This is a genomic window from Pseudoalteromonas sp. S4492 (genome assembly GCF_005886115.1).
Taxonomy (GTDB): domain Bacteria; phylum Pseudomonadota; class Gammaproteobacteria; order Enterobacterales; family Alteromonadaceae; genus Pseudoalteromonas; species Pseudoalteromonas gelatinilytica.
This window is the reverse complement of the sequence record NZ_PNCP01000040.1, coordinates 17,170-42,089: the sequence shown is the minus strand read 5'-3', so window position 1 is coordinate 42,089 and position 24,920 is coordinate 17,170. Positions and strand designations below refer to the sequence as shown.

Genomic DNA, 24,920 nt, shown 5'->3' with positions numbered 1-24,920 from the left:
TGATAGCTGATAGCTGATAGTAGCGATAGAGGGAATTTTATGAAACTTGAAGATATTCGCCGTGAATATTTACAGGATGGTTTATCTGAAGACATGCTTGATGCGTCTCCAATCAAGCAGTTTGAAAAATGGCTTGAACAAGCTGTTGCCACTAATTTGCCTGATCCTACGGCGATGGTCGTTGCAACGGTTGATGAACATGGTCAGCCTTCGCAGCGTATCGTGCTGTTAAAGCATCTTGATGAAAATGGTTTTGTGTTTTTTACCAATACTGGCTCGCGCAAGGCGCAGGAGCTCAAAGGTAATAACAAAATCTCTCTGCACTTTCCATGGCACCATATGGAGAGACAAGTCATTGTTTATGGTGAAGCTAAACCTTTACCAACAACGGCTGTGGCTAAGTACTTTTTATCGCGTCCTAAAGAAAGCCAGTTAGCAGCATGGGCATCTCAGCAGAGTCGTCCTGTGTCATCACGTAAGGTATTAATGGAAACATTTGCGAAAATGAAGCAAAAGTTTTCTGAGGGTGAAATTCCATTGCCTGATTTTTGGGGAGGCTACTGTGTTGAGCCTACTAAAATCGAATTTTGGCAAGGCGGTGCACACCGCTTACACGACCGCTTTATGTATCAACGCCAAGCCGATGGCAGTTGGCAGTTTGGTCGCTTAAATCCGTAAATGCGTTTTATCGATTCCCACTGTCACCTTGATTTTAGCGAATTTGATGAAACTCGCACAGAGCTCATCACAGCATGCAAGCAAGAAGGGATCGAGCATTTTATTGTGCCGGGCGTGAGCTTGGCACAATCTACAAAACTATTATCGTTTGCTAAATCAGAGCCAAGTATTTCAATTGCTTTAGGCTTACATCCTTATTTTTTATCTGAACACCAAACTCATCATCTCGCTGAACTGGAGCAGTTAGCAAAAAACCATTCAGGGCAGTTTATTGCCATCGGCGAGTGCGGACTTGATCGCAGTATCGACAACCTCGATAAGCAAACACAGCTTTTTGAAGGGCAAATAGAGCTTGCCAATCAACTCGCTCTACCACTGATTGTGCATCACAGACAAAGCCATGATTTAATTGCTCGCTCATTTAAGCGCTGCAAGCCAAAGTTTGGTGGTGTAATTCATGCCTTCTCAGGCTCAGAACAACAAGCTCAGAGTTATATTAAACAAGGGTTTAAACTTGGTGTCGGTGGTGTAATAAGTTACCCGCGCGCTGCTAAAACTCGTAAAGTCATAAACGCAATTCAGCCACAGCATTTAGTGCTTGAAACCGACTCGCCATCAATGCCGTTAGCTGGCTTTCAAGGCCAAGTTAATACGCCGCTAAAGGTGCGTGATGTATTCACTTATTTATGTGAGCTTAAAGGCGCGACAGGGGATGCAAAGCAGCAATTGGCTGCTGAACTTTATGATTCTTGCTCAGCGCTTTTTTTGATGTAACGGTTGATTTGCCAGTGTTTTAAACCGCGCCCTAGCTGCCAAGTAAAAATACAGGTGATCACTAACATTAATAATACTTGGCGACCTAAATCATGAAAACTACTGTGGCTGGTTGCAATAGAAGCCTGCGTTAAATAGGTAATTGACACAAAACCAATTGGTCTTTCATCATCACTTATCACTGGCTCTACAAATGGGGTTTTGAGTTTGCTAATACCCGGCGTTGAATCGGGTAATAAACCAAAGGTGTGGTGACTTTGCCAATTATCGCTGGCAGCAATTTGGATACCTTGTTGATCGTAAATCGTTGCCGCTAACACATACTCATCTTCAGCAATATGATTACATAACGCATTTAACTCGGGTTTGTTTTTTTCTTGCAGTGGGGTTTTTGCATTCAGTGCCATAAACTTGGTTAAGCTTATCGCTGTGCTGTCAGCGCTATCATAAAGTAACTGGTGGCTTTGAAAGCTACTATTCATGGCAACCCAACTTAACAGCACAAAACAGGCCGCAGCTAAGCTTAAACGCACAACACGTTGGCGATAAGTGGCTGAAAAGGGAATTTTAAGTTGGTTATTTTTCATAGTCACCGTATACGTTACTGACAGCTTTTAAATTTGATGGTACAACATGATAACTTTAACAGCCCCTTGAGTGCGAGTAGCAAATGCACGACCAAGGACAGACATAAGTCTAATGTGGAGCCACTATGTCACAGCTTAGCTTAGCTGCTACACCTTCAGCAAATTTAGCAGAACAAATCAGCCTAAATTGCTGGTATAAAATTGAAAACAAACACCTTATTACAACAGACTTTACGCCAAAAGCAAATCAAGGCGTGTTCAGTGTTGCCTTTGGTAATGAGCTTAATGCTGAGCAATTGCTTGCGATTAGCGAATTTTTAGCAGCGCAAGGGGTTAGCAATTTATCGCTTTGTTGCTATCAGCCAATTGCCGATTTGCCAGCAGCGTGGAGCTTTCATAGCGATACAACAAGCGTACTAAGTCCGCTGGTATTAGTTGAGTTTGCTAAGCAACTGGGGATTCAACTGGTGCAATTAACGAATCCACCCACGGTGAATGAACCAGGTTTATTACTAATGGATATGGACTCAACAGCCATTACTATTGAGTGTATCGACGAAATTGCCCGCCTTGCCGATGTGTATGACGAAGTTGCCGCTGTAACCGCGCAAGCTATGGCCGGGCAGCTCGACTTTGCACAAAGCTTAAAGCAGCGTGTCGCGAAGCTTGAGGGCATCGATGTAGATTTAATTGACGGCTTAAAAGCGCGTTTACCGCTTATGCCGGGCGTGAGTGAATTATGCCAATACCTAAAAGCGCATAACTGGCATTTAGCAATCGCATCGGGTGGCTTTGTGCCTTTTGCAGAGCAAGTGCAGTCACTGCTTGATTTAGATGAAGTGCATGCGAATACTCTCGAATTTAAAGATAACCGTTTAACAGGCAAGGTGATAGGCACAATTGTTGATGCAGAAGAAAAAGCCCGTGTACTTAAACGAATCGAACAAAAGCTGACTTTAAATAACCGCCAAACTGTTGCCATGGGTGATGGTGCTAATGATTTAAAAATGATGGCTGCGGCAGGGCTTGGTGTTGCTGTGCACGGTAAACCGAAAGTGGTTGAGCAAGCACAAACTGCAATTAATGAAGGTTCATTACTGCAAGTTGCTTACTTACTCACTCTCCCGTTAGATTACTCGCTTTAACCAAGTTGCTTTGCGTTTACTCATTTCCGTGATCAGCCTTTGGTCAATATCAAAATGGGTAAGCGCTTCTTCGGTTATATCAATCAAATCACCCACACCGGCTACTGCCCATAGCGCTTCTTCTAGGTCTTTTGCTTTGTGTAATGCGTACTGACTAATATATTTCAGCTCATTCGCTAAGTAATCAATATCTGGGCGGCCAGTCCGTGACACATACAAGCGAAACACAAAGACTAAATCGTTTTTCAGCGCTTTTTTCACAAACAAAGTTTGTGGTTTGTAGTCATCTTCACTAATACAACGACTGGTAATTGCATCGCTGATCACAGCTTGGCGCGGATCAAAGCGAACAAACAGGGTAAATGGTAAGGGGGGATCTTGGCGACTGCGGTCTTTGATTAATGGGGTGATCACCTCAGAGATTTGATCCGTTGATAAGAATCCATCAATGCTGGTTGTCTCATTTAATAACGCAAAGTTTTGCAGCAATACATGAAGAGGGCTAGGGTATAAGCCTTGGCCAATAGCGCCAGCTTTAAAGTGAGCTGCTTCTTTGTGTAAATAAAACGGAAATTGGCATACGCTTTTGGTCACCATATTTCTAAGTGCGGTCGATAATCCCGGAATTTTTGGGGTTTCTTCACAAACACGTAATTTGTCTTTGTTGTTATCGATTAATACAGTAAAAAACTTAATTGCCATATGGGGTAAGTCACCAATACGATGCACTTTTAAGTTCACTGTTGTCAGTGATTTACTCACTGCCATCACTTCATAAGCCAAATTTGTTAAATCATGCTTTTTGGTAATTTTTTGCAAATCAGGCAAGTTTAACTTAATGATATCGCCTTTTTTGAACTCAACCGGATGGTCACACTCTATTTGTAAGCCCATCACAGATAAGTCACGGGTGTGGCCCGTGATAAGCTCTTCACCTTGAGTAATAGAGACTGCGGTTTTGTACAAGTAGCGTTTATGTGCCCGAAGGTTCACATATTCAAGCGCCACTGGCTCTAAATGAGGAGGCGTTTTATGTTTGCTGTGACCAAATTGCTTAAGCTGATTTACTGCATCTTTATTGTAATCAAGTTGCTGGTACGTTTGTTGCTCAAACTTAGTGCCGATCGAGGTCAATATCAGTAGGTATTTAACATCTTTGATCAGCCCTTGCACCCGTGGTGTAGGGGGCTTATTAAGTTTTTCGATATTTTTACCAGCACTACTAGGTAGAGATAACGGAATGTATGAATCTTCCGGGTGGCTTGGCATCAACTGAAGCTTAAAGCATTGCCAGCTGTCTTTTTGGCTACCAAATCCGAGGAATAAATCTCTCAGTTGTGGCTGACTCTCAAGCTCAGTTCGAGTGGCTGAATAATAATAAATCTTGCCCGCTACGGTGTGAGTGAAGGTATACAGGTATTCTTCTTTTACGGCATCGGGTGAGCTGAGTAGATGACCTAAGCGCTGCTGATTGATAATGCTATATAAGCATGACAACTTACGTTCATCACAAAAATAGCGCTGAATAAAAATATTATTCTCAGTAGTGAGCGCAAGGCTAGGGTAAAGCTTATCGCCTTGTAAGCTTAAAAAAGTGTAAAACGAGGTAACACGTGGAATGTAGTATTGCTCGTAGCCTTTCGATACAACTGCATCCAGGGTATTGTCTAAGTTCACTTTATAGCGACGTTTGTTGCCATGAATAAAGCTTTCTAAGAACTCATCAAACTTTTCATTATTTTCAATAAAAGTGCGTTTTAAGCGTACATGATTGTACTCACGAGAGACTTTTTCTACCGCAACTACTTCATATTGAATACCGTTTTTTAAGCCCAGCTCAAAGTCTTGTTCTAGGCCGACTAAGCGCAGACCAATTAATTGGCCTTTTTTAACTTGATAGCGAGGCGCTAATTTTATTTTCGCACCACTTAGGGAAATATCCGAGGTAGATGCCGCAACTTTACTGTCTTTATCAAGCTCAACGGTGATTTTAATTGAATAGTTCATCCGCTCTTCGCGGCGACTTTCATAGGATGCAAACTTAATAACCTTGGCAGATTGTTCTGGGGCTGTACTATCGTCCGTTAACGCTTGTTCTGCGGCTTTTTTTTGCATCACTCGGTGATTATTTTCGGTGTTCATTACCGCTTCGTAAACGGCAAGTGTGTAACCACCGTGGCGTTTTATAGCATCTTCAAACACTTCAATGGCGGTATCGTCCATAAAGTGTTGCTTGCCATCATATTCGTAGGGTTTGACTTGTCCGGTTACTTGACCACGTAAATCAATAAAGCGTGCCACTGGCTGAGATAAGCGCGACATTTCCATTTTGATCAGAAACTGCTCTGGCTTAGTTAAGCTAGCTGTCTTTGATTTAAACAGTTTGTCGAACTGGGGAGTGCCTAAATGTGCCTTTAGTTCTTCAACTAGGCTTTCATATTTAAGCAGTATGTCTTCAGCCATTTATAAAACCATCACCGTCTATCTAAAAAAGTAGGTATACTAACGGGCTATTTAAAGCCAAAGCAGTGTAACTACTTTTTTATTTTATTCGTTATTGTTATATGTATTCGCCAATTAAATGGCAAGCACTGTAAAGTTTTATTTGTAAGCAAAAACTGTGCCCTTAACTATTTCTTAATTAAGCACTTAGCTAAATTAAGCGTTTTTCAGGGGGTCAAGTTACAACATATTATCTTTTGTGATTATAAAAATGACTCTCACTTAATCGTCTGAGTCATAAGTTTTACTTTAGCTATTATATGCTTGAAAATACAGAAATAGTCACAAATCAGCTACAAAAATAGGTAAGGCCGAATGGCAAAATCAGCAAAAATCGAATTTGTCTGCACTGAGTGCGGCATGAACTATCAGCGTTGGCAAGGACAGTGTAAATGCGGAGCATGGAATACGCTGGCAGAATTTAAGCCTTCAGCAGGGCAATCAAAACAAGCGGCAAGCCGTGCGTTAGTGGCAGGTTATGCCGGTATCGCAGGCGGTGGCTCAAAGAAAATAAATGAAGTGGCAACCACTGAGGCCGAAAAACGCCTTACCGAAATCGGCGAGCTAGACAGAGTATTGAGCGGTGGTGTAACGACAGGTTCAGTTAACATTATCTCTGGCGACCCTGGCGCTGGTAAAACTACCTTGCTCTCAGATTTAGTTGCACGTATGTCAAAACTGATGCCGTCTTTATACTGTACAGCTGAAGAGTCTCTATCGCAGTTCAAAAACCGTGTGAATCGCCTACGTTTAGATTACAACGAAGACGAGCTTTACTTACTGTCTGAAACCAGCGTTGAAGCCATCATTGAAGAACTTGATAAAAACAAAATCAAGTTCGCGGTGATTGACTCAATTCAGGCTGTGGTAACAGAAACGGCAAATGGTAGCCCAGGCTCGCCATCGCAGGTTAAAAGTGCAGCGCAAGCTTTAACACAATATTGTAAGCAAAATGATGTAACTATGTTCATCATTGCCCATGTAAACAAAAATAACGAAATTGCAGGGCCGCAAACACTCGTGCATATCGTTGATGCTTTATTGCATATCGATACCAACGATGGGCAAATCAGAACTTTACGTGCTAATAAAAACCGTTTTGGCGATATCGACACCGTGGGTATTTTCAGAATGTGTGAGCGCGGAATGCTGAGCGTTGATAACCCAAGTGAAATCTTTTTGTCAGGCTCGAGTACTGAATCTCCGGGCTCTGCAATCACCTGTATCCGTAAAGGTAACCGTAATTTACTACTCGAAATCCAATGTTTAACCACAGAAACCGAAGCTGAATTCCCGCAGCGAGTATGTGTTGGTTTAAACATGAACCGCATCAAGATGCTGACGGGCATTTTGCGTAAGCACACAAAAACAAAAATCTTTCACGACACTTTTTTCAACATTGTCGGTGGCTTAAAAATCGATGAGTCAGAAACCTGTATCGATTTAGCATTAGTAACAGCGTTATTAAGCAGCTTGAACGAATTTGTTGTACCCCGCACCACCTGTATTATGGGCGAGCTAAGTTTAAATGGTGATGTAAGACCAATCGACAGTGGCGTACCTCGAGTCAAAGAAGCTGCTCAGCATGGTTTTACCGAGATTTTTATCCCGCATCGCAATTACCATAAATCAATGGAAGGCCTTGGGGCGAAGATCACGCCGGTGAAAACGGTGCATGAACTATTGTCGTTAATAAACTAAATACAATTTGATACACTGATAAAAAAATTACACCAATTAAAGGAAATAAAATGAAGAAGTTAATTATTGCAGCGGTTGTTGCTGCGGCTGTCGGTGGCGTGGCTTACGCAAATTACGCAGCGACACAGGAAGTGAAAAAGGTGGTTGATAAGCAAATTAGTGCGTTATCAATTCAAAGCGGTGTAGATATTAAATACAGTGATATCTCAGCAAGTATTTTTGATAGCAGCATGCAGTTATCTGATATCACTGTTTCAAATAGTTTAAGTAATGAGCCAGTTGCAACTATCGACAGCATTGATGTGTCAGGTTATGAAGTTGATGCGATACCACCGCACACAGGCTTTGTGATGACTAACTTTCGTTTTAGCGATGAGTTCTTAGCGCAGCTACCAGAAAACTCAAATAACAAGTTAGCATCAACAAGCTATAACGTAAATTCATCACTTGATTACAATAAAGACTCAGGCGACAGTGACTTTGCACTTAAAGTGACTGCGAATGAGGTGGCTGATGTGAATTTCAATCTTGGTTTAGCTAAAACCACAGCGTTAATGGAAGCATCACTTGCTGCGAGTCAAATGCAAAATGAAGCAGCGGATGGCCAGCTAACCTTAGAGCAGCAATTACAACAGCAATCAAAGATGATGGCAGCACTCACTCAGTTAGAGCCGCGCCGTATTAATCTGTCGATAGCTGATGAAGGTGAGCTTAAAGCCGTGGTCGATAGCTTCTTAACTTCGCAAGGTATGACGCATGAGCAATTTAAGCAAGTGGTAGCTATGCAATTACAGCAAGTTCCTGTGAGTGAAGAACTTGCGGCAGCGATCACTAATTTTGTGAATGGCTTATCGTCTTTCTCTGTGTCGGCAAAATTACCTGAAGGTAAAGGCATGATGGAGATTAATCAGCAAATTCAAATGCTGATGGGTCAACCAGAAGAGCTTGCGAAATTTATCAACCTGCAAGCAAGCGGCGCATAATCTCAAGCCCCTCTGTAAATCTAGCCTTAAAGTGATGGGTGATTGAGCTTACTCACTTTAAGGTTGTTTTTTATCTGCATCACACCTTGGCTATGCTCTAAAAATTTTTGTGCTAAAGCTCTTTGAAAGCCTGTTTCTGCAATGCCTTTTAGTTCAACAGTATCACCATCAACAATCACTTGTAGGTTTTCAATTCGAAAATTAGGATTGCTTGTTAATTTCTGCAGTGCCATTTGTTGTAAGCGCGGTTGAGCCGATGTACTAGTCGTTAGCACGCTAGTATTGGCGCTTACGTTCGTTGCGCATGCAAGTAAAAAAATACAGCTTAATGATGTAAGTACTACGGTTAATTTGAAGCGGCTCATACAATTCCCTCGTTAATGTAGTCTGCTGTGAACTATTGCTGAACCAGTTACAATTATTATTCCAATGTTTAACTTGTTGATTTTAATGGGTTTTATTTGCATTGATGGGGTGAAGGGGAATAAAGTGTGAACTAATTACACACTCATTAGGTAAAAAGGGTAGGGTACAAAAATGCCGAGGCAAGCTCGGCATTTTTTCAGTAAGGGTAATAAAGCTACTTTTTCTTCTTCGCTTTAGCTTTGGCTTTTTTCTTAGCCTTCATTTTTACTGGATCTTTTTTCTTTTTAGAGGGAATTTTTGCTTCTTTGTGCTGTGGCTCAAAGCCTTTAATCACTCGGCGTTTAAGCTTTTGCTCTATGTAGCGCTCAACCTTGCCTAAAATTGCCACGTCGTGTGCTTCAACAAATGAAATCGCAATACCTTTTTTACCAGCGCGGCCAGTACGGCCAATACGGTGTACGTAAACGTCTGCGGTACGAGGCATATCAAAGTTGATAACATGGCTGATATCAGCAACATCAATACCACGTGCAGCCACATCCGTTGCAACTAAGATATTATTGCGACCTGAGTGAAAATTTTCCATCGCTTTCATGCGTTTATCTTGTGGCATTTCACCGCGTAACCAAGCAACACGAAGGCCTTCGTTGTTTAATTCACCAATTAATGTTTCTAAGCGCTCACGAGTTTTAACAAACACAATCGCTTTATGAATGTCGTCACCATTTAACGTTTCAACCAACATTTTAAGTTTGTGGTCGTAGTCATCCGCAAGGTGAACCCATTGGTGGATTTTGCCTTTCTCTTTACGTGAAGATTCGGCTTCAAGGAGTGCCGGATCGTTTAAGATACGCTCCGCAAATAACTCTACGCTGTCACCTTCAAGGGTGGCTGAGAATAAGAAACATTGGCGACGGTTACGTGCTTCATCACAAATACGAAGCATTTCTTTACGAAAACCCATGTCTAACATGCGGTCAGCTTCATCAAGAATAAGCACCTCAACATTTTCAGCATGGAAGTTCTCTGTTTCAAGGTACTCCATTAAACGCCCTGGTGTGGCAATGAGAATGTCGTTATTGCTTTCGAATATTTCTCTGTGTGTCCCGTAGTTTATACCACCTGTCACAACCCCAATTTTAAGATGAGTTTGTGCTGCAAGTAATTCGCATTGCTCATGAATTTGATAAGCAAGTTCACGGGTTGGCGTCATGATCAATACGCGCGCAAAGCCAGGATCGCGACGTGGGAAATCAAGCAAGTATTGAATTGCAGGGATCAAAAACGCGGCTGTTTTACCCGTACCAGTAGGGGCAGATGCCAAAATATCACGACCTTGAAGAGCTTCAGGGATCGCTTGTTGTTGAATACTGGTTGGCGTATCAAAACCCATTTTATTAATGGCATTTAACAGCTTGTTATCGATATCAAATTCAGAAAATTGCATAGAGTGACATAAATAGAGGACAATTGAGCCTAATTATACGCGTTAACGCGGCTGTGGTGAATGAAAAGGTGAAAAAATGTCAGGCTTTGTGTTTAAACAATTTACGGTAACGCAAACACGCACGGCGATGAAAGTGTCGACCGATGGTATTTTGTTAGGTGCATGGGCTGATATAAATAAAGCTAAGCGCATTTTAGATATAGGCACAGGCACTGGATTACTGGCGCTTATGGCAAAACAAAGAGTGTCTGATGCAAGTGTGAGTGCCATTGAAATAGACACGGGTGCCTGCAGTGATGCCCGAGATAACTTTGCCGCTAGCCCTTGGCCAGAAATAAACCTTTTCGAAGGATCAGTACAGTCGTTTAGCGCAGCAGAGCCTTTTGATGCGATCATCACCAATCCACCGTATTTTAATGGGAGCCTAAAAGGTGAAAATGATGCTCGAAATACTGCCCGTCATACTGACGGCCTTAGCTTCAGCGAATTGATAGAAGCGTGTACTAGGATTAGCCACGGCAAAACGCTTTTGAATGTGATTTTGCCTTGCGTAGAGGCAAAACAATTCATTGCGGTAGCTGAGCAGGCAGGCTGGTACTTAAATCGCCATTGCTTGGTACGTACAACCGAGAAAAAACAACCAAGTCGCAGCTTGTTGCTACTCAGCCAAAACAACGGCGAATGTGATACATCATCGTTAACCATACATGCAGCTGATGGCAGCTATAGCCAAGATTATAAAGAGCTATGTAAAGCTTTTTACCTAAACATGTAATTATATCTGTGATTTTTGTATGGAAGGTGGTTGTAATTGCATGACTTCATCAAGCTGAATTTGCTGAACATATTCAAGCTCTAATAGGGCGTCTAACACGGCTTTACTGTGCGACTTTTCTATTTCGGCGCTGCAAAAATCAATAATGCTAAAGCGGCGTTTGATTAGCAGACCTTTGATGTCAGGTAAAGGCTCTGTGGTTTCAATTAGTACGCGGGTTGTTGGGCAAGGGTCGGCATAGCCTGAGCGTAATAACTTTTTTAAATTAAACAAGTTATCATCAAGCCGACCTAGTTCAATGGCGGCTTTAGCGCTATCAGGAATAAATAATGGCTCAGCAAAGCGATTTATTTTTATTTCGCCAATGGCGTTTATTGTGGCAACCTGATTACTGTCGTAACTGACAATATCACCGGTAATTAATGTGAATTGACTCATTGTGTTCCCTCGCAATGTGTTGTCTTTGTATGATCATAACAAAATGGTGTGATTAACCAAGCCCTGTTATAGTGCCAATGTCTTAAATTTTATACGAGTTTTTTATGTTACGTTTATCAATTGCTTTATCTGCCTTATTATTTTCTCAATTGAGCTTTGCCGCAATGACGCCTGTGGGTCTTTGGAAAACCATTGACGAAGAAACCAATGAAGCGAAATCTTTAGTACGTATTAGTGAGCAAAATGGTGTATTGGTTGGCAGTGTTGAAAAAATCCTTAACCCAGCTAAACAAGATGCAATCTGCGAAAAGTGTAAAGGTGATAAGAAAAATCAGCCTATTTTAGGGTTACAAATTATTGAAGGTGCTAAAGATGCTGGTGATGGTAGCTGGCAAGAGGGTGAAATTTTGGACCCAAACAATGGTAAAACCTATACCCTTAAACTAACACCACAAGAACAAGGCAAGGTGTTAGAAGTGCGCGGTTATATTGCGTTTTTCTATCGTAATCAATATTGGCAACGCGTTGAATAATCATTAAAAAAGCCAAGCAATGCTTGGCTTTTTTATTCATGATTTACAAACTTTCGCTGTACTCAGTCATGACCTGTTCAACCCAGCTTGCAATACGCTCATCGCTGAGCTCGTATTGGCTGTCTTCATCAAGGGCTAGGCCTACAAATTGTTTGCCATCTTCGCTGAGTGCTTTTGAAGCCTCAAATTCATAGCTTGCATCGTTAGGCCATTTACCAAGCAAGGTAATGCTTTGATCACAAATTTCATCGTGTAACATGCCAAGTGCATCTTGGAACCACTGACCATAACCTTGTTGATCGCCCATACCAAACAGAGCCACGGTTTTGCCGTTTAGGTTAACATCTTTAATGTCGTCCCAAATTGATTCCCAATCTTCTTGCAACTCACCAAAATCCCAAGTTGAAATGCCGAAGATAACGAAATCAAATTGCTCTGCATTTTTTAATGGTTCATCTTTGATATTGTGAAGGCTCACGATGTCGTGACCAATAATATCGCGAATTTTCTCGGCTGCTATTTCTGTGTAGCAGGTTGTAGAACCATAAAATAAACCAATCTGCATCGTATTTATCACTGTGTATTTGCCTGATATGATAGGCGTAAGTTTACCGTAAGGTATAATCAATTGATACCTTGATAAGGATGAGAGTACGCGTGGCTGATAATAATTCACAAGCCCAAAAAGGTGTAATGACAGCAAATAACGCCGAACATTTAGAGTTATTTTTAGATACGCTGTATCTTGAGCAAGGAGTTAGCGAAAATACACTAGCCGCTTATCGCAGTGACCTTGAAAAGTTTTGCCAATTTTTAAAAGATAAAGACCTACTGGCTGTCCGCTCAGATGATATTGAAGCGTATTTAGCATACCGTGTTGATTTAGGACTGAAGTCGCGCAGCACAGCGCGTAGCATCAGCGCGCTGAAGCGTTTTTATCAGTATTTTGTGCGCGAAAAAGCCATTGCCGATTCGCCGATGGTCAATATTGCTCAGCCAAAAGCTGGGCAGTCATTACCAAAAACACTGTCAGAAGCAGAAGTAGAAGCACTGCTTGCAGCCCCAGATATAGAAGATGCAATGGGGCTTCGTGATAAAGCCATGCTGGAGCTGTTATATGCCACAGGGCTTCGTGTCACTGAGCTGGTGGGACTTAGAATGGAGCAAATTAATTTGCGTCAAGCGGTGGTTTTTGTAAAAGGTAAGGGTAATAAAGAGCGCTTAGTTCCCCTAGGTGAAGAAGCGATGTACTGGCTTGAGCAGTTTTTAAAAGTGGGCCGTTCGCAAATGATTAAACATGCCACTGACTTTGTGTTCCCATCTAAGCGCGGGATTGGCATGACACGACAAACTTTTTGGCATCGCATCAAACACTATGCTATTTTGGCATCAGTTGAATCGCCGTTATCACCGCATACGCTCAGACACGCGTTTGCAACGCATTTGCTTAATCATGGGGCGGACCTTAGAGTCGTGCAAATGATGTTAGGTCACAGTGACTTATCAACAACACAAATTTATACCCATGTAGCGAATGAAAGATTGAAGTCGGTACACGAGCAACATCATCCACGTGCTTAGTGCAAGATTTTTAAAGATGTACCGGTCTATATAAAAAATGATCAGGATATAGGATATTTATGAAAAAGTTAGTTTTAGCCACAGCACTACTAGGCACAAGCTTAAATGTGTTTGCCAATGGCGTATCAACAACAGACGCTGCTGATGCCCCGATTATTGCTAAGTTTGCTGAATTAGGCGTAACCGTTAAGCAAATCAATCCAAGCCCAGTGGCAGGCCTTAAAGAACTAATTACTGACAAAGGCGTGCTGTATGCAAGCCCTGACGGTCAATTTCTAATGCAAGGAACACTGATTGACCTTAATAACCGAGTCAATCTAACAGAACATGCACTGAGCGATGTACGTAAAGAAGGCATTGCTGAGTACGAAGATTCGATGATCGTTTATAAAGCGAAAAACGAAAAGCATTCAATCACGGTATTTACCGATATCAGCTGTGGTTACTGCCGTAAGTTACACCGTGAACTTGATGATTTCTTAGAAGCGGGTATCACCGTTAAATACCTTGCTTTTCCACGTGGTGGTTTACGTGGTAAAGGTTACCAAGATTTAATGAATGTATGGTGTGCTAAAGACCCTGCTGAAGCATTAACAGAAGCAAAAGCGGGTGCAGAAGTCGCTGCAGTGCCTGGTTGTAACGCACCAATTGCAGAGCACTATCAACTAGGTCAAAGCTTTGGTATGTCGGGTACTCCAGCAATTATTTTAGAAGATGGCACCATGATCCCAGGTTATCAATCAGCTGCGCAAATTAGCCAAGCGCTTGATGCCTTACCAAAAACATCTTCATAACTGATTTTTTAACGAAAAGGCCTATTTGTCGTAGGCCTTTTTTATTTGTCTTAAGCTAAGAAGTACCGTTTCCGACATGGAAAAAATAATTCAAGCTCGTCCTCGTGTTGATGATTCGCATCTACCACACCATTTACACCCTGTAATTAAGCAAATATATGCGACTCGTCAGGTGCAAAATGCCACCGAACTCGATAACAGTGCTGCCACATTACATGACTTTAAGTTGTTCAAAGATATCGACAAAGCTGTGGTGCTATTGCAACAAGCCCTCGCAGCTCAAAGTCGCGTGTTAATCGTCGGAGACTTTGATGCCGATGGCGCAACCAGCACAGCAACCTTAATGCAAGGTCTTGCTATGTTTGGCTTAAAGAATCTTGATTACTTGGTACCAGACAGATTCAGCCTAGGTTATGGCTTAAGTCCTGCGCTTGCTGAGCAAATAGTGACTATGCAACCTGAGCTGGTGATCACTGTTGATAACGGTATTTCATGTATTGATGGCATTGCCATTGTAAAGCAAGCGGGTATTAAGGTGCTGGTTACAGATCACCATTTGCAAGGTGAAGCCCTACCAGATGCCGATGCTATCGTGAATCCGAATCGCCATGATTGTCAGTTTCCATCGAAGTCGATAGCTGGCGTTGGGGTTGCTTTTTATCTGCTCATTGCTTTACGTAGCCACTTACGTGAACAAGGGTATTTTCAGCATCAGCCAATGCCAAATTTGGCTGAGTTACTTGATATTGTAGCCCTTGGTACCGTGGCCGATGTGGTCGCGCTTGATGCCAATAACCGTACCTTAGTTCATCAAGGTTTAGCACGTATTCGTAGTGGTAAAACACGCCCTGGTATTAGTGCTCTCATTGAAGTGGCAAATCGCAATGCAGCCCGTTTAAGTGCCAGTGACTTTGGCTTTTCATTGGCGCCACGCTTAAATGCAGCAGGGCGTTTAGATGATATGAGTTTAGGTATAGCCTGCTTGTTATCTAATGATATAAACCAAGCACGCCGAATTGCCGGTGAGCTCGACAGCCTCAATCATGAGCGCCGTGAAATAGAGCAGGGCATGCAAACGGAGGCACAAGCTGTGCTTGACCGTTTAGCATTTAAAACTGAGTCAGTACCTGATGCCATTTGTTTATATCAAGCTGATTGGCATCAAGGTGTCATTGGTATTTTGGCTGGCCGCTTAAAAGAAAAGTATCACCGTCCTACGATTATTTTTGCCGCTGGCGATAATGGCGAAATCAAAGGCTCTTGCCGCTCTATTGAAGGGCTGCATATGCGAGACTTACTCGAGCGAGTAAATACACTCTATCCGCATTTGATCAGTAAATTTGGTGGTCATGCTATGGCGGCCGGACTGAGTATCAATGAGCAGTGTTTTACTGAATTTAAAACCGTGTTTGAGCAAATGGTGACAGACACACTCACTGAAGAGCATAAGCAAAGTATTTTACTTACCGATGGTGAATTACCTAATGAGTGCTTTTCGATGGAATTTGCCAACTTACTAAAAAATGCCGGCCCCTGGGGACAGCAATTTCCAGAACCAGTGTTCGAACATGTATTTGAAGTAATACAGCAGCGCATTGTTGGTGAAAAACACTTAAAACTGGTTTTAAAACATCAATCTGGACGGTTAGTTGATGGCATTGCCTTTGGTGTTGATGTGCGTGCATGGCCAGATACCGAAGTGCGTTATGTGAAAGCTGCTTATCAACTCGATATAAATGAATTCCGTGGTAAATTCTCGCTACAGTTGATTATTCGAGAGCTACAAAAAGCGACATAAAAATATCGTTATAATCGACATAAAAGGCTAATAAAACGCTCGGTTTTTTGTTAAAATCGGGCGTTTTTAATATTTGTAGATAATTTACCGTATTTATTGTCGATATCGGTGCGCGGTAAATCAGCCATTTTGGAGTAATGTACATGTTTGAAGTGAATCCTGTGATTAATCAAATCAAGGAAATTCGCGAACGTACTGAACTGCTTCGGGGGTACCTTTGACTACCCTCTTAAGAAAGAGCGGTTAGAAGAAGTTAACGCAGAACTTGAAGATTCAGCAGTGTGGAATGAGCCAGAGCGAGCTCAAGCACTTGGCCGTGAAAAGTCGGCACTCGAAGCTATCGTTGAGACCATTGATAATCTAGTGTCAGGTACCGAAGATGTTGAAGGGTTAGTCGAGCTTGCTGTTGAAGCTGAAGATGAAGAAACCTTCGCTGAAGCTGAAGCTGAATTAGGCGATTTAAACGCACAGCTTGAAAAGCTAGAGTTCCGTCGTATGTTCTCAGGCGACCATGACCAAAACGATGCTTACCTTGATTTACAATCAGGTTCTGGCGGCACTGAAGCCCAAGACTGGTGTAACATGCTACTGCGTATGTATTTACGTTGGGGTGAAGCAAAAGGCTTTAAAGTTGAACTTGTTGAAGCAACTGATGGTGATGTGGCTGGTATCAAGGGCGCAACTGTGCGCTTCGTGGGCGAATATGCATACGGTTGGTTACGTACAGAAACAGGTGTTCACCGTTTAGTGCGTAAGAGCCCGTTCGACTCAAGTGGTCGTCGTCATACCTCGTTTGCATCGGCATTCGTTTACCCAGAAATCGACGATAATATCGAAATTGATATTAATCCGGCAGACTTACGTATTGACGTTTACCGTGCATCAGGCGCAGGTGGTCAGCACGTAAATACAACAGAGTCAGCGGTTCGTATTACCCATATACCAACCAATACGGTTGTACAGTGCCAAAACGAGCGTTCACAGCACAAGAATAAAGACCAAGCAATGAAGCAGTTAAAAGCGAAGTTGTTTGAACTTGAAATTCAAAAGCAAAATGCTGAGAAACAAAGCCAAGAAGATGCTAAATCTGATATTGGCTGGGGTAGTCAAATTCGTTCATACGTACTTGATGACTCGCGCATTAAAGACTTACGTACCGGCGTTGAAAACCGTAATACACAAGCGGTTCTTGACGGCGACTTAGATAAATTTATTGAAGCCAGCCTTAAATCTGGCCTATAACCACCAAGCTAAAAAAGAGCTAAAAAATGACTGATCAAATCCAAGACGAAAATAAGTTAATCGCTGAGCGTCGTGGCAAATTAGACGCAATCCGCGAAAATTGCCCAGCCAACGGTCATCCAAACCAATTCCGTCGTGAACATTACACGGCTGATTTGCAAGCTGAGTTTGGTGATAAATCGAAAGATGAATTAGTTGCTGAGCAGCACGTTGTATCAGTAGCAGGTCGTATCCTTGCTAAACGTGGTCCTTTCCTTGCGTTACAAGACATGAAAGGCCAAATTCAAGCGTACGCGTCAAAAGACGTACAAAAAGAATTAAAAGCAAAATACGGTCAACTTGATATCGGTGACATCATCGGTGTTAAAGGTGCACTAAATAAATCAGGTAAAGGCGACCTATACGTTGAAATGACAGAGTATGAGTTACTGACAAAGTCATTACGCCCGTTACCTGAAAAGTTCCACGGTTTATCTGACCAAGAAACTAAATACCGTCAACGTTATGTTGACTTAATTACTAATGAAGCGACGCGTGAAACCTTCCGTATTCGCTCAAAAGTTGTTGAAGGTATCCGTCGTTTCTTAGCAGATCGTGACTTCATGGAAGTTGAAACACCTATGCTACAAGTGATCCCAGGTGGTGCGTCTGCTCGTCCATTCGTAACACACCACAATGCACTTGATATCGACATGTACTTACGTATTGCCCCTGAGCTTTACTTAAAACGTCTAGTTGTGGGTGGCTTTGAGCGTGTATTCGAAATCAACCGTAACTTCCGTAACGAAGGTTTATCAACGCGTCATAACCCAGAATTCACAATGATCGAATTCTACCAAGCATACGCTGACTACATTGACCTGATGAACATCACTGAAGACATGCTACGTACTGTTGCGACAGACGTACTTGGTTCACCAATTGTTGTAAACACAACTAAAAACGAAAATGGTGAAGTGGTAGATTCAGTAGAGTACGATTTTGGTCAACCTTTTGCTCGTTTAACAATGAGCGAAGCTATCCTTAAGTACAACCCAGACTTTGATGCTGCAGTATTTAATGACCCTGAAAACCATTTTGAAGAGCTTAAAGCGTACGCGAAGCAAGTACACGTTAAGATCCCAGAAAACTGCGTATGGGGCCCAGGCAAGTTCTTATGTGAAATCTTCGAAGAGACTGCTGAGCATAAGTTAATTCAACCGACTTTCATTACCGCTTACCCGTGGGAAGTATCTCCACTTGCACGTCGTAACGATGAAAACCCATTTGTAACTGACCGTTTCGAATTCTTCGTAGGTGGTCGTGAATTAGCGAATGGTTTCTCTGAGCTTAACGATGCACAAGATCAAGCTGAACGTTTTGCGCGTCAAGTTGAAGAGAAAGACGCCGGTGATGATGAAGCAATGCACTACGACGAAGATTACATTCGTGCGTTAGAGTACGGCTTACCGCCAACAGCGGGTGAGGGTATTGGTATCGACCGTCTAGTGATGTTATTTACTGACTCACCAACAATTAAAGACGTGATCCTGTTCCCACACATGCGTCCTCAAGCTGATTAATCAGCTAAAAGTCTTGAAAACGCCGCTTTTTAGCGGCGTTTTTGTTATCAGAAATTTCTGATTTTTATTGCGTGTTACTTAACTACTAAAATGTAATTACCTGATCTAAAAAGGAATGCTGAATTAGTCTTCCAACAAAGTTACTAAGTTGTAAAATTTTTCTACAAATCCCAAGGCCAATAGTATTATTTTTAGCCAAAATATGACATCATTGCGCAATTCTCGTTCAATGCATAAATGGACTTAATAATAATGACAAAAAAGCCTTCGCAGTTGCCAACAGATACAAATAAAAGCGAGCATCAGCGTGAAGTTTTTTACCGTGCCTGCATCGCCGAATTCCAACAATTGGGCTATCAAGATCAATATCTCGCAGAGTTAACTGATGAATTGATCCCATTGACGGGTCTTGAGCCATTGAGTGATAAAGAAAAAACGGCGAAAGGCTAGACAAAACTGAGTTGTTTTTGTTCGTAGTGGACAATCTATAACCATCTATACGATTTTCCTTGAAAAGTGTTTGACATATTTTCTGAAATCTTTATTATACGCCCCACAAGACGGAGAGGTGGCCGAGTGGCCGAAGGCGCTCCCCTGCTAAGGGAGTATAGGGTTTGTAGCTCTATCGAGGGTTCGAATCCCTCCTTCTCCACCATTTTTCCTAAAATGGCATGTCTTGAAAGTAATATGTGTGGACGCGTAGCTCAGCTGGATAGAGTACCTGGCTACGAACCAGGCGGTCGGAGGTTCGAATCCTCCCGCGTCCGCCACTTTTTACTTTAACTCTGCATCGAGTATAAGATGTTAGTAAATTTGGTCGGAGGTTCTCTCTTTCAAGAGACGTCCCGCAACCGCCCTTTTTACTTTAACTCTTGCTAAGAGAATAAATTAGCAATATTCAAATGTGCGTGTGGACGCGTAGCTCAGCTGGATAGAGTACCTGGCTACGAACCAGGCGGTCGGAGGTTCGAATCCTCCCGCGTCCGCCATATTTGAAACTCACATCGAGTATAAAGATACAAATTTGGTCGGAGGTTCACTCTTTCAAGAGACGTCCCGCAACCGCCATATTTGAAACTCATATCGAGTATAAAGATACAAATTTGGTCGGAGGTTCACTCTTTCAAGAGACGTCCCGCAACCACCATATTTGAAAACTCACATCGAGTATAAAGATAAAATCATTGCAAGATTATAAAATGCAACTGCGGACGCGTAGCTCAGCTGGATAGAGTACCTGGCTACGAACCAGGCGGTCGGAGGTTCGAATCCTCCCGCGTCCGCCACTTTCTCTTAGAAAGTGACATAAGCCGACAAGCTGTCGGTTTTTTTGTGTCTTTAAGATACAGTCAATGCAAGACTTAAACATGCATCATCACACTGCGGACGCGTAGCTCAGCTGGATAGAGTACCTGGCTACGAACCAGGCGGTCGGAGGTTCGAATCCTCCCGCGTCCGCCACTTTCTCTTTGAAAGTGACATAAACCGACGAAAGTCGGTTTTTTTGTGCCTGCAATTCGCGTAGGTGTGGTTGTAGGAGCGACTTCAGTCGTGAATAAACATACCGTTTTATTGCACCTCAATATTCTTTGGGCGACTTTGAACCACGCAGCCGGAGGTTCACTGTTTCAAAATACGTCCCGCGTCCGCCACTTTTCTCTCAAGTAGAGTAAAAGTGACATAAACCGACGAAAGTCGGTTTTTTTGTGCCTACAATTTGCTTAGGAGCGTGAAAACACGATATAAATCTGTAGCAGCGATTTTATATCGCGTTTATTATCGCAATATTCGTAGGAGCGACTTCAGTCGTGAAAAAACATACCGTTTTATTGCACTCATTATTCTTTGGAAGACTTTGAACCACGCAGCCGGAGGTTCACTGTTTCAAAATACGTCCCGCGTCCGCCACTTTTCTCTCAAGTAGATTAAAAATGACATAAACCGACGAAAGTCGGTTTTTTTGTGCCTACAATTTGCGTAGGAGCGACTTCAGTCGCGAACATCACGCTTCCACACAATTAATTAAACCCCAACTCAAAATACAAAAAATGCACCCCGTAGGCGTGAAACGTGTTTCGCGCGTATCAAGATGCTGTCGCCATAAATGATGATCTACACCTCTCACATCTTGCTATCTATTCCAGAATAAGCATTTCTCAATGTTAGGTTCATGCTCATGCATTATTTACATTTAACCGACAAAGGGTACAATCTCGCTAATACAATAATAATTAAACCAATATCCCTTGCGTCTATTTCACTTATTCTTTTTTTATTGCATTTTGCTTGGTTCGTTTGCTGCGCAAAGCGAGCCAGTTGTATTGCAATCAACACCATTAAACCAACAACAAATCCAAGCACTCAAATTTGAATCTCCTATTAAAGCAGATTGGTTGTTTAGTACTTACCAAGAGTCCGTTTTTAATTCATCAATTTTGGTCTTAGAAGCCGGTGATAAAAAGGCGCCGCCTTTGCTGCTCGTGCATGGTTTAGGCGTATTAGGTATGCAAGATTGGTTTGGGGTTATTCCTGAACTCAGTAAACATTATCATGTTATTGCGATTGATTTACCTGGTTTTGCTCACTCAGAAAGCCCCGAAGGACGTTACTCTCCTCGCAATTATGCTGTTGTACTGGCGGAAGTGGTCGATCACTATATTGCTGAACCAACCACGGTTGTGGGTCACTCGATGGGGGGCGCGGTCAGCCTGTATTTTGCTGGCAAATACCGGGAGAAACTCAATAAATTGGTGTTAGTCGACGCGGCGGGTATCTTACATAAAGTGGCATTTATAAAGCCTATCTCCAACATACCTAAGCCTAATACTAAGCTACCTAAATTTCTCTCAACTAAGTTAGCTCAGCTCAATGATTTTACAACCGGACTCATTGAAGAAGGAGCGATAGATTCATACCTGACAGAGTTATTACAGCGTAGTGATGGTGCATGGAAGCTAGTAATGGGTGAAACACCGAATATGAATGCAGCACTGAGTTTAGTTGAGGAAGACTTTAGCGAGATTGTCAGCAATCTGAAAATAGAAACACATATTATTTGGGGTGAAGAAGATGCCGTCGCTCCATTACGAACTGCAAAAGTATTGAACAGCCAGCTAATCAATAGTGATTTAGCTACTTTGCCTGATGTGGGTCATGTGCCAATGAAGCAACAGCCCAGCCAGTTCTTAGCTTTATTAAATCGAGCGTTAACTGGGGAAGTTAAAAAACCAGCCAGTGCAGAAGTTTCAGATAAACAAATCGAGACATTTCATTGTGAAGATCAGCACAGTCGCGAGTTTTCAGGCCATTACCGTCATATGATTATTGAAGACTGTAATAATGTGTTACTTAAAAATGTGGTTGCTGAATCTATCCGTATTAAAGATTCTTTAGTGAGATTAGAAAATGTAAGCTTATCAGGGGCTAAACTCGCTTTAAATGTTAAGCGCTCTGTGGTTGAACTAACCAATGTCACTATTACGGCTCAACAAGGTGTAAAACTGAATGAAAGCCGATTTGATGGTGCTGGTGTGCAAATCAATGCATCTGAGCATGCAATAAGCGTTGTCGATGACAGCAATATTATATTCTCGTTAAGTAGAATCCATAGCCCGATATATCAAGGTTTGGCACATGATGCCATAGAAGTAGAAAAAGGAATTATTGATGACCGCTTTAAATAGCATCCCTTTTGTTAAATTAGCAACGTGCTCGCTGTTTTGTGTCGCTTTACTAAGTGGTTGCAAATCAACAAAGACTGAGCAACAACAATATGCTGATCTACAAGATAGTTTTAGTTATGAAACGTACAGGGGAGTGTCGAATACCAGTGTCGATACCATTGCTTATGGTTATAACAAACTGCAAAAAGAACAGTTAGAGCAAATAGGTGCAATTGAGCCAACACTGACTCATGCCATGATGAGCTACATTTTGAGCCTTGGTGTAAGTAAAGATTTTGCAATTGCTGAAAGCGACTTAGCGCTTGCTAAAGCGACTGATATGCGGGGTAAATATTTAGCATACAGTGCTCAGTCTTTGGCTTTTTATAACAAAGGCTGGCGTAAAATGGCTAAACAAAAAGCTGACTTCATTCGCACCGATCCTTTGTTTGCGACAGTGAGCCAGAGCTATCCAAAAGAGCAGCTTATTTCTTATCTCATTATTGGCAGTGTTGCAGTACGTGATGGTGACCTAGCGACAGCACAAAACATGTTTTATGTGATTGGTGAGCAGATTGAAAAACCCTGGCTACCAAGCTTAGCAAAAGCGTTAACGGTAACTCTAAATGGCTCAACAATAGACTCATTAATCATGCTAAAAGATATCAGCACAGACCCCTCTTTAAACGGCTATGAACGTGAGAAAATAGCCGAACTGATGGATGTTGCGCAAAGTAAGTTAAGCGATAAAAAGAAGCGTCAAAAGATCACCCGTATTGCCGACGATTTCTTTCTCGACCGCATTAAGGATAAAAGCTCAACGCTATATCGAGATTTGATCACTGACTTACAAAAATACACTGAGCAAGTTCTTTAATCTCTTAAGAAGTTGAGTGTAGTTTCACACTCAACTTCACCTAAATCCTCACTGTTTCAAATCCTTTACGCATTAAAACCGAGTTAATTTGCTTCACGGTCAATTTGTGTTAGATTTAATAAAATATTCCAAAAATAATAACAAGTGGGAATTTTATTTTATGTATGCGAAAGGTGCATATCAAAACAGGCTGGCTATAAGTTGCACCCTGATACTCTTGGCAGGTTGTCAAACTAGCACAAAAACAGCCCCGTTAACCGACCAACAATACTTTGAGCAGGTGATGTTAGCGCCTGCTATTTTGCCAAACGATTTAACGAATACCGGTTGTTTATCGCTTGAGAGTGAAACTAAGCTGCAAAGCTATAAATCAGCGGCTGAGGTTAATTACCAGCAAACAGGTTGGCAAAACAGAGTGGCGGCTGATTGGCAGTATTTTTTATCCCCAGAGCAACCGGGCAAGCTACTTCTAATCGATTATCAAGTTCAAGCAGGACAACTAGCTTACCGGTATTTAAGTGACGGCAGCCATAATGAGTTGTATGAACCTTGGAGTTCATCAAAAATTCAAGCGTTTAGCGGTGCGCTGTCAAAAGTAAGGCAAACCCATCCAGAGCTTGGTGCTGCATCTTTTGCCGGTGATACAGCACTGGCTGATTTGATCAGCAGTATTAATAGTTACGAAGCATTTGGTAAAGCCGATGGTAATTCAAATGCGATAGCCAGTTATTTTGTCAATGTCGCAGGGCGCGAGTATTTACGTGGGCTTTTTAATGAAGGCTGGCTAAAACTACAGGATCAGCGTTTGTTATTTAACGGCGCATATGGATCAGAGCAGTTTATGCCATCAGACGAATACTGGCATAACCCTGTCAATAATGAGCTTGATGCAAAGATAGCTCGGTTCAAAGCAAGCAGTGATGATCCGGGCTATTTAGGGTATCGTTGTGAGAGCTGTGGTTTAACGGGCAATAAAGCAATGACCACACTTGCTCAAGCGGAATGGTTAAAACGTCTGGTTAGTCACCAGCGTGAACCAAGTACGCAAATGCCTTATTTACAAGCAAGTGATGTTGATGTGCTACTTAACGGCACAGGTCATACAGATGAACATGCTCCTGTAGGCGGTATGATGGTGGGTATCAGTCATATCGTTACAAATGCATTGGCAAATGTTATTGCGCCAAATGATAGTCGCTCAGCAAAAGAAGTGCTCGATAGCGCAACGAATGGACAGTGGCGTGTTTGGCAAAAAATTGGCTGGGGGCCAAGTGAAACGCGCTCCACCACAGAAACGGTTATGTTGGCACATGTGTGTTTAGGCAATTATCAAGGTGGCCGTGAGTTTACATTTAGTGTGCAGCAGTCAACTTTGGGGGCCGACGAAGCCAATTTGCCAATAGTCGGTAAGCAAATGCAGCAAAAGTTGCAGCATGCTTTTACAAAATTATTAGATTAACGCGTTCAATAAGAAT

22 protein-coding genes and 5 tRNA genes are annotated in these 24,920 nt (G+C 42.2%); 21 read left to right on the top strand and 6 right to left on the bottom strand.

Annotated features, from left to right (window positions below; translation table 11 throughout):
• Positions 1-39: 39 nt before the first annotated feature.
• Positions 40-678 (top strand): pyridoxamine 5'-phosphate oxidase, encoded by a 639-nt coding sequence (gene pdxH, locus CWC28_RS13585; RefSeq protein WP_055020972.1) that lies wholly within the window; start codon positions 40-42, stop codon positions 676-678.
• The gene (locus CWC28_RS13580) at positions 679-1,452 is read left to right on the top strand and encodes a TatD family hydrolase (RefSeq protein ID WP_063703369.1); all 774 of its coding nucleotides are present in this window, start codon (positions 679-681) and stop codon (positions 1,450-1,452) included.
• Here CWC28_RS13580 and CWC28_RS13575 read toward each other — a convergent pair.
• Positions 1,419-2,039 (bottom strand): AhpA/YtjB family protein, encoded by a 621-nt coding sequence (locus CWC28_RS13575; protein ID WP_054560826.1) that lies wholly within the window; start codon positions 2,037-2,039, stop codon positions 1,419-1,421. The two genes, CWC28_RS13580 and CWC28_RS13575, sit on opposite strands and share 34 nt — an antisense overlap.
• 125 nt (positions 2,040-2,164) lie before the next feature.
• Here CWC28_RS13575 and serB point away from each other — a divergent pair, with 125 nt between their 5' ends.
• A complete protein-coding gene (gene serB, locus CWC28_RS13570; RefSeq protein ID WP_063703371.1) occupies positions 2,165-3,184 on the top strand; it encodes a phosphoserine phosphatase SerB in 1,020 nt (339 codons plus the stop codon).
• Here the strand turns inward: serB and CWC28_RS13565 are convergent.
• A complete protein-coding gene (locus CWC28_RS13565) occupies positions 3,167-5,647 on the bottom strand; it encodes a PilZ domain-containing protein (RefSeq protein WP_063703374.1) in 2,481 nt (826 codons plus the stop codon). The genes serB and CWC28_RS13565 overlap by 18 nt on opposite strands.
• Positions 5,648-6,001: 354 nt before the next feature.
• Between CWC28_RS13565 and radA the strand changes: the two genes are divergently transcribed.
• Both radA and CWC28_RS13555 read left to right on the top strand, forming a co-directional pair.
• On the top strand, positions 6,002-7,387 hold the full coding sequence (gene radA, locus CWC28_RS13560; protein WP_138625275.1) for a DNA repair protein RadA: 1,386 nt from the start codon (positions 6,002-6,004) through the stop codon (positions 7,385-7,387).
• Positions 7,388-7,437: 50 nt separating this feature from the next.
• Positions 7,438-8,370: an aq_1923 C-terminal domain gene (locus tag CWC28_RS13555; protein ID WP_063703378.1), complete on the top strand. Its 933-nt coding sequence runs from the start codon at positions 7,438-7,440 to the stop codon at positions 8,368-8,370.
• Positions 8,371-8,396: 26 nt separating this feature from the next.
• Here CWC28_RS13555 and CWC28_RS13550 read toward each other — a convergent pair whose 3' ends face one another.
• Positions 8,397-8,735, bottom strand: coding sequence for a BON domain-containing protein (locus CWC28_RS13550; protein WP_063703380.1), 339 nt, complete (start codon positions 8,733-8,735; stop codon positions 8,397-8,399).
• Positions 8,736-8,950: 215 nt separating this feature from the next.
• Positions 8,951-10,183 (bottom strand): ATP-dependent RNA helicase SrmB, encoded by a 1,233-nt coding sequence (srmB, locus tag CWC28_RS13545; protein WP_063703382.1) that lies wholly within the window; start codon positions 10,181-10,183, stop codon positions 8,951-8,953.
• A gap of 76 nt (positions 10,184-10,259) precedes the next feature.
• Here srmB and CWC28_RS13540 point away from each other — a divergent pair, with 76 nt between their 5' ends.
• The gene (locus CWC28_RS13540) at positions 10,260-10,958 is read left to right on the top strand and encodes a tRNA1(Val) (adenine(37)-N6)-methyltransferase (RefSeq protein ID WP_063703385.1); all 699 of its coding nucleotides are present in this window, start codon (positions 10,260-10,262) and stop codon (positions 10,956-10,958) included.
• Here CWC28_RS13540 and CWC28_RS13535 read toward each other — a convergent pair whose 3' ends face one another.
• Positions 10,959-11,396, bottom strand: a complete 438-nt coding sequence (locus CWC28_RS13535) for a hypothetical protein (RefSeq protein WP_063703387.1) — start codon at positions 11,394-11,396, stop codon at positions 10,959-10,961. It lies immediately after the preceding gene.
• Positions 11,397-11,500: 104 nt separating this feature from the next.
• Here CWC28_RS13535 and CWC28_RS13530 point away from each other — a divergent pair, with 104 nt between their 5' ends.
• A complete protein-coding gene (locus CWC28_RS13530; protein WP_063703389.1) occupies positions 11,501-11,929 on the top strand; it encodes a DUF2147 domain-containing protein in 429 nt (142 codons plus the stop codon).
• 43 nt (positions 11,930-11,972) lie between these two features.
• Here the strand turns inward: CWC28_RS13530 and fldB are convergent, their stop codons facing one another.
• Positions 11,973-12,494, bottom strand: coding sequence for a flavodoxin FldB (fldB, locus tag CWC28_RS13525; protein ID WP_063703534.1), 522 nt, complete (start codon positions 12,492-12,494; stop codon positions 11,973-11,975).
• Between the two features lie 128 nt (positions 12,495-12,622).
• Here fldB and xerD point away from each other — a divergent pair, with 128 nt between their 5' ends.
• The 14 genes from xerD (at position 12,623) to CWC28_RS22535 (ending at position 24,904) form a co-directional block, all read left to right on the top strand.
• Complete coding sequence (xerD, locus tag CWC28_RS13520) at positions 12,623-13,510, top strand: site-specific tyrosine recombinase XerD (protein WP_229677541.1); 888 nt, start codon at positions 12,623-12,625, stop codon at positions 13,508-13,510.
• 59 nt (positions 13,511-13,569) lie between these two features.
• Positions 13,570-14,304, top strand: a complete 735-nt coding sequence (gene dsbC, locus CWC28_RS13515) for a bifunctional protein-disulfide isomerase/oxidoreductase DsbC (RefSeq protein WP_063703393.1) — start codon at positions 13,570-13,572, stop codon at positions 14,302-14,304.
• A 76-nt stretch (positions 14,305-14,380) separates the two neighbouring features.
• Positions 14,381-16,102: a single-stranded-DNA-specific exonuclease RecJ gene (gene recJ, locus CWC28_RS13510; RefSeq protein ID WP_063703395.1), complete on the top strand. Its 1,722-nt coding sequence runs from the start codon at positions 14,381-14,383 to the stop codon at positions 16,100-16,102.
• Positions 16,103-16,245: 143 nt separating this feature from the next.
• Positions 16,246-17,344 (top strand): peptide chain release factor 2 gene (prfB, locus tag CWC28_RS13505; RefSeq protein WP_105181232.1). Its coding sequence is split into 2 segments (ribosomal slippage): positions 16,246-16,320 and positions 16,322-17,344, totalling 1,098 coding nucleotides; the frame shifts between segments, so codons are not numbered across the junction.
• Positions 17,345-17,370: 26 nt separating this feature from the next.
• Positions 17,371-18,906: a lysine--tRNA ligase gene (lysS, locus tag CWC28_RS13500; protein WP_063703397.1), complete on the top strand. Its 1,536-nt coding sequence runs from the start codon at positions 17,371-17,373 to the stop codon at positions 18,904-18,906.
• Between the two features lie 252 nt (positions 18,907-19,158).
• On the top strand, positions 19,159-19,356 hold the full coding sequence (locus CWC28_RS13495; protein ID WP_063703399.1) for a hypothetical protein: 198 nt from the start codon (positions 19,159-19,161) through the stop codon (positions 19,354-19,356).
• 112 nt (positions 19,357-19,468) lie between these two features.
• Positions 19,469-19,561: transfer RNA gene (locus CWC28_RS13490), tRNA-Ser, on the top strand.
• A 38-nt stretch (positions 19,562-19,599) separates the two neighbouring features.
• A tRNA-Arg gene (locus CWC28_RS13485) sits at positions 19,600-19,676 on the top strand.
• A gap of 142 nt (positions 19,677-19,818) precedes the next feature.
• Positions 19,819-19,895 (top strand) — tRNA-Arg (locus CWC28_RS13480).
• A gap of 220 nt (positions 19,896-20,115) precedes the next feature.
• A tRNA-Arg gene (locus CWC28_RS13475) sits at positions 20,116-20,192 on the top strand.
• Between the two features lie 98 nt (positions 20,193-20,290).
• A tRNA-Arg gene (locus CWC28_RS13470) sits at positions 20,291-20,367 on the top strand.
• 785 nt (positions 20,368-21,152) lie between these two features.
• On the top strand, positions 21,153-22,589 hold the full coding sequence (locus tag CWC28_RS13465) for an alpha/beta fold hydrolase (RefSeq protein WP_138625274.1): 1,437 nt from the start codon (positions 21,153-21,155) through the stop codon (positions 22,587-22,589).
• Positions 22,573-23,445 carry a hypothetical protein gene (locus tag CWC28_RS13460; RefSeq protein ID WP_105181231.1) on the top strand — a complete coding sequence of 291 codons (873 nt, stop codon included), beginning with the start codon at positions 22,573-22,575 and terminating at the stop codon, positions 23,443-23,445. Before CWC28_RS13465 ends, CWC28_RS13460 begins: the two co-directional genes overlap by 17 nt.
• Positions 23,446-23,605: 160 nt before the next feature.
• Positions 23,606-24,904 carry a peptide deformylase gene (locus tag CWC28_RS22535; RefSeq protein WP_249324972.1) on the top strand — a complete coding sequence of 433 codons (1,299 nt, stop codon included), beginning with the start codon at positions 23,606-23,608 and terminating at the stop codon, positions 24,902-24,904.
• Positions 24,905-24,920: the final 16 nt, after the last annotated feature.

Bases quoted from the DNA above. Each gene is read 5' to 3' on its own strand.
- pdxH (WP_055020972.1), top strand. From the start codon at position 40: ATGAAACTTGAAGATATTCGCCGTGAATATTTACAGGATGGTTTATCT.
- CWC28_RS13580 (WP_063703369.1), top strand. From the start codon at position 679: ATGCGTTTTATCGATTCCCACTGTCACCTTGATTTTAGCGAATTTGAT.
- CWC28_RS13575 (WP_054560826.1), bottom strand. From the start codon at position 2,039: ATGAAAAATAACCAACTTAAAATTCCCTTTTCAGCCACTTATCGCCAA.
- serB (WP_063703371.1), top strand. From the start codon at position 2,165: ATGTCACAGCTTAGCTTAGCTGCTACACCTTCAGCAAATTTAGCAGAA.
- CWC28_RS13565 (WP_063703374.1), bottom strand. From the start codon at position 5,647: ATGGCTGAAGACATACTGCTTAAATATGAAAGCCTAGTTGAAGAACTA.
- radA (WP_138625275.1), top strand. From the start codon at position 6,002: ATGGCAAAATCAGCAAAAATCGAATTTGTCTGCACTGAGTGCGGCATG.
- CWC28_RS13555 (WP_063703378.1), top strand. From the start codon at position 7,438: ATGAAGAAGTTAATTATTGCAGCGGTTGTTGCTGCGGCTGTCGGTGGC.
- CWC28_RS13550 (WP_063703380.1), bottom strand. From the start codon at position 8,735: ATGAGCCGCTTCAAATTAACCGTAGTACTTACATCATTAAGCTGTATT.
- srmB (WP_063703382.1), bottom strand. From the start codon at position 10,183: ATGCAATTTTCTGAATTTGATATCGATAACAAGCTGTTAAATGCCATT.
- CWC28_RS13540 (WP_063703385.1), top strand. From the start codon at position 10,260: ATGTCAGGCTTTGTGTTTAAACAATTTACGGTAACGCAAACACGCACG.
- CWC28_RS13535 (WP_063703387.1), bottom strand. From the start codon at position 11,396: ATGAGTCAATTCACATTAATTACCGGTGATATTGTCAGTTACGACAGT.
- CWC28_RS13530 (WP_063703389.1), top strand. From the start codon at position 11,501: ATGTTACGTTTATCAATTGCTTTATCTGCCTTATTATTTTCTCAATTG.
- fldB (WP_063703534.1), bottom strand. From the start codon at position 12,494: ATGCAGATTGGTTTATTTTATGGTTCTACAACCTGCTACACAGAAATA.
- xerD (WP_229677541.1), top strand. From the start codon at position 12,623: ATGACAGCAAATAACGCCGAACATTTAGAGTTATTTTTAGATACGCTG.
- dsbC (WP_063703393.1), top strand. From the start codon at position 13,570: ATGAAAAAGTTAGTTTTAGCCACAGCACTACTAGGCACAAGCTTAAAT.
- recJ (WP_063703395.1), top strand. From the start codon at position 14,381: ATGGAAAAAATAATTCAAGCTCGTCCTCGTGTTGATGATTCGCATCTA.
- lysS (WP_063703397.1), top strand. From the start codon at position 17,371: ATGACTGATCAAATCCAAGACGAAAATAAGTTAATCGCTGAGCGTCGT.
- CWC28_RS13495 (WP_063703399.1), top strand. From the start codon at position 19,159: ATGACAAAAAAGCCTTCGCAGTTGCCAACAGATACAAATAAAAGCGAG.
- CWC28_RS13460 (WP_105181231.1), top strand. From the start codon at position 22,573: ATGACCGCTTTAAATAGCATCCCTTTTGTTAAATTAGCAACGTGCTCG.
- CWC28_RS22535 (WP_249324972.1), top strand. From the start codon at position 23,606: ATGTATGCGAAAGGTGCATATCAAAACAGGCTGGCTATAAGTTGCACC.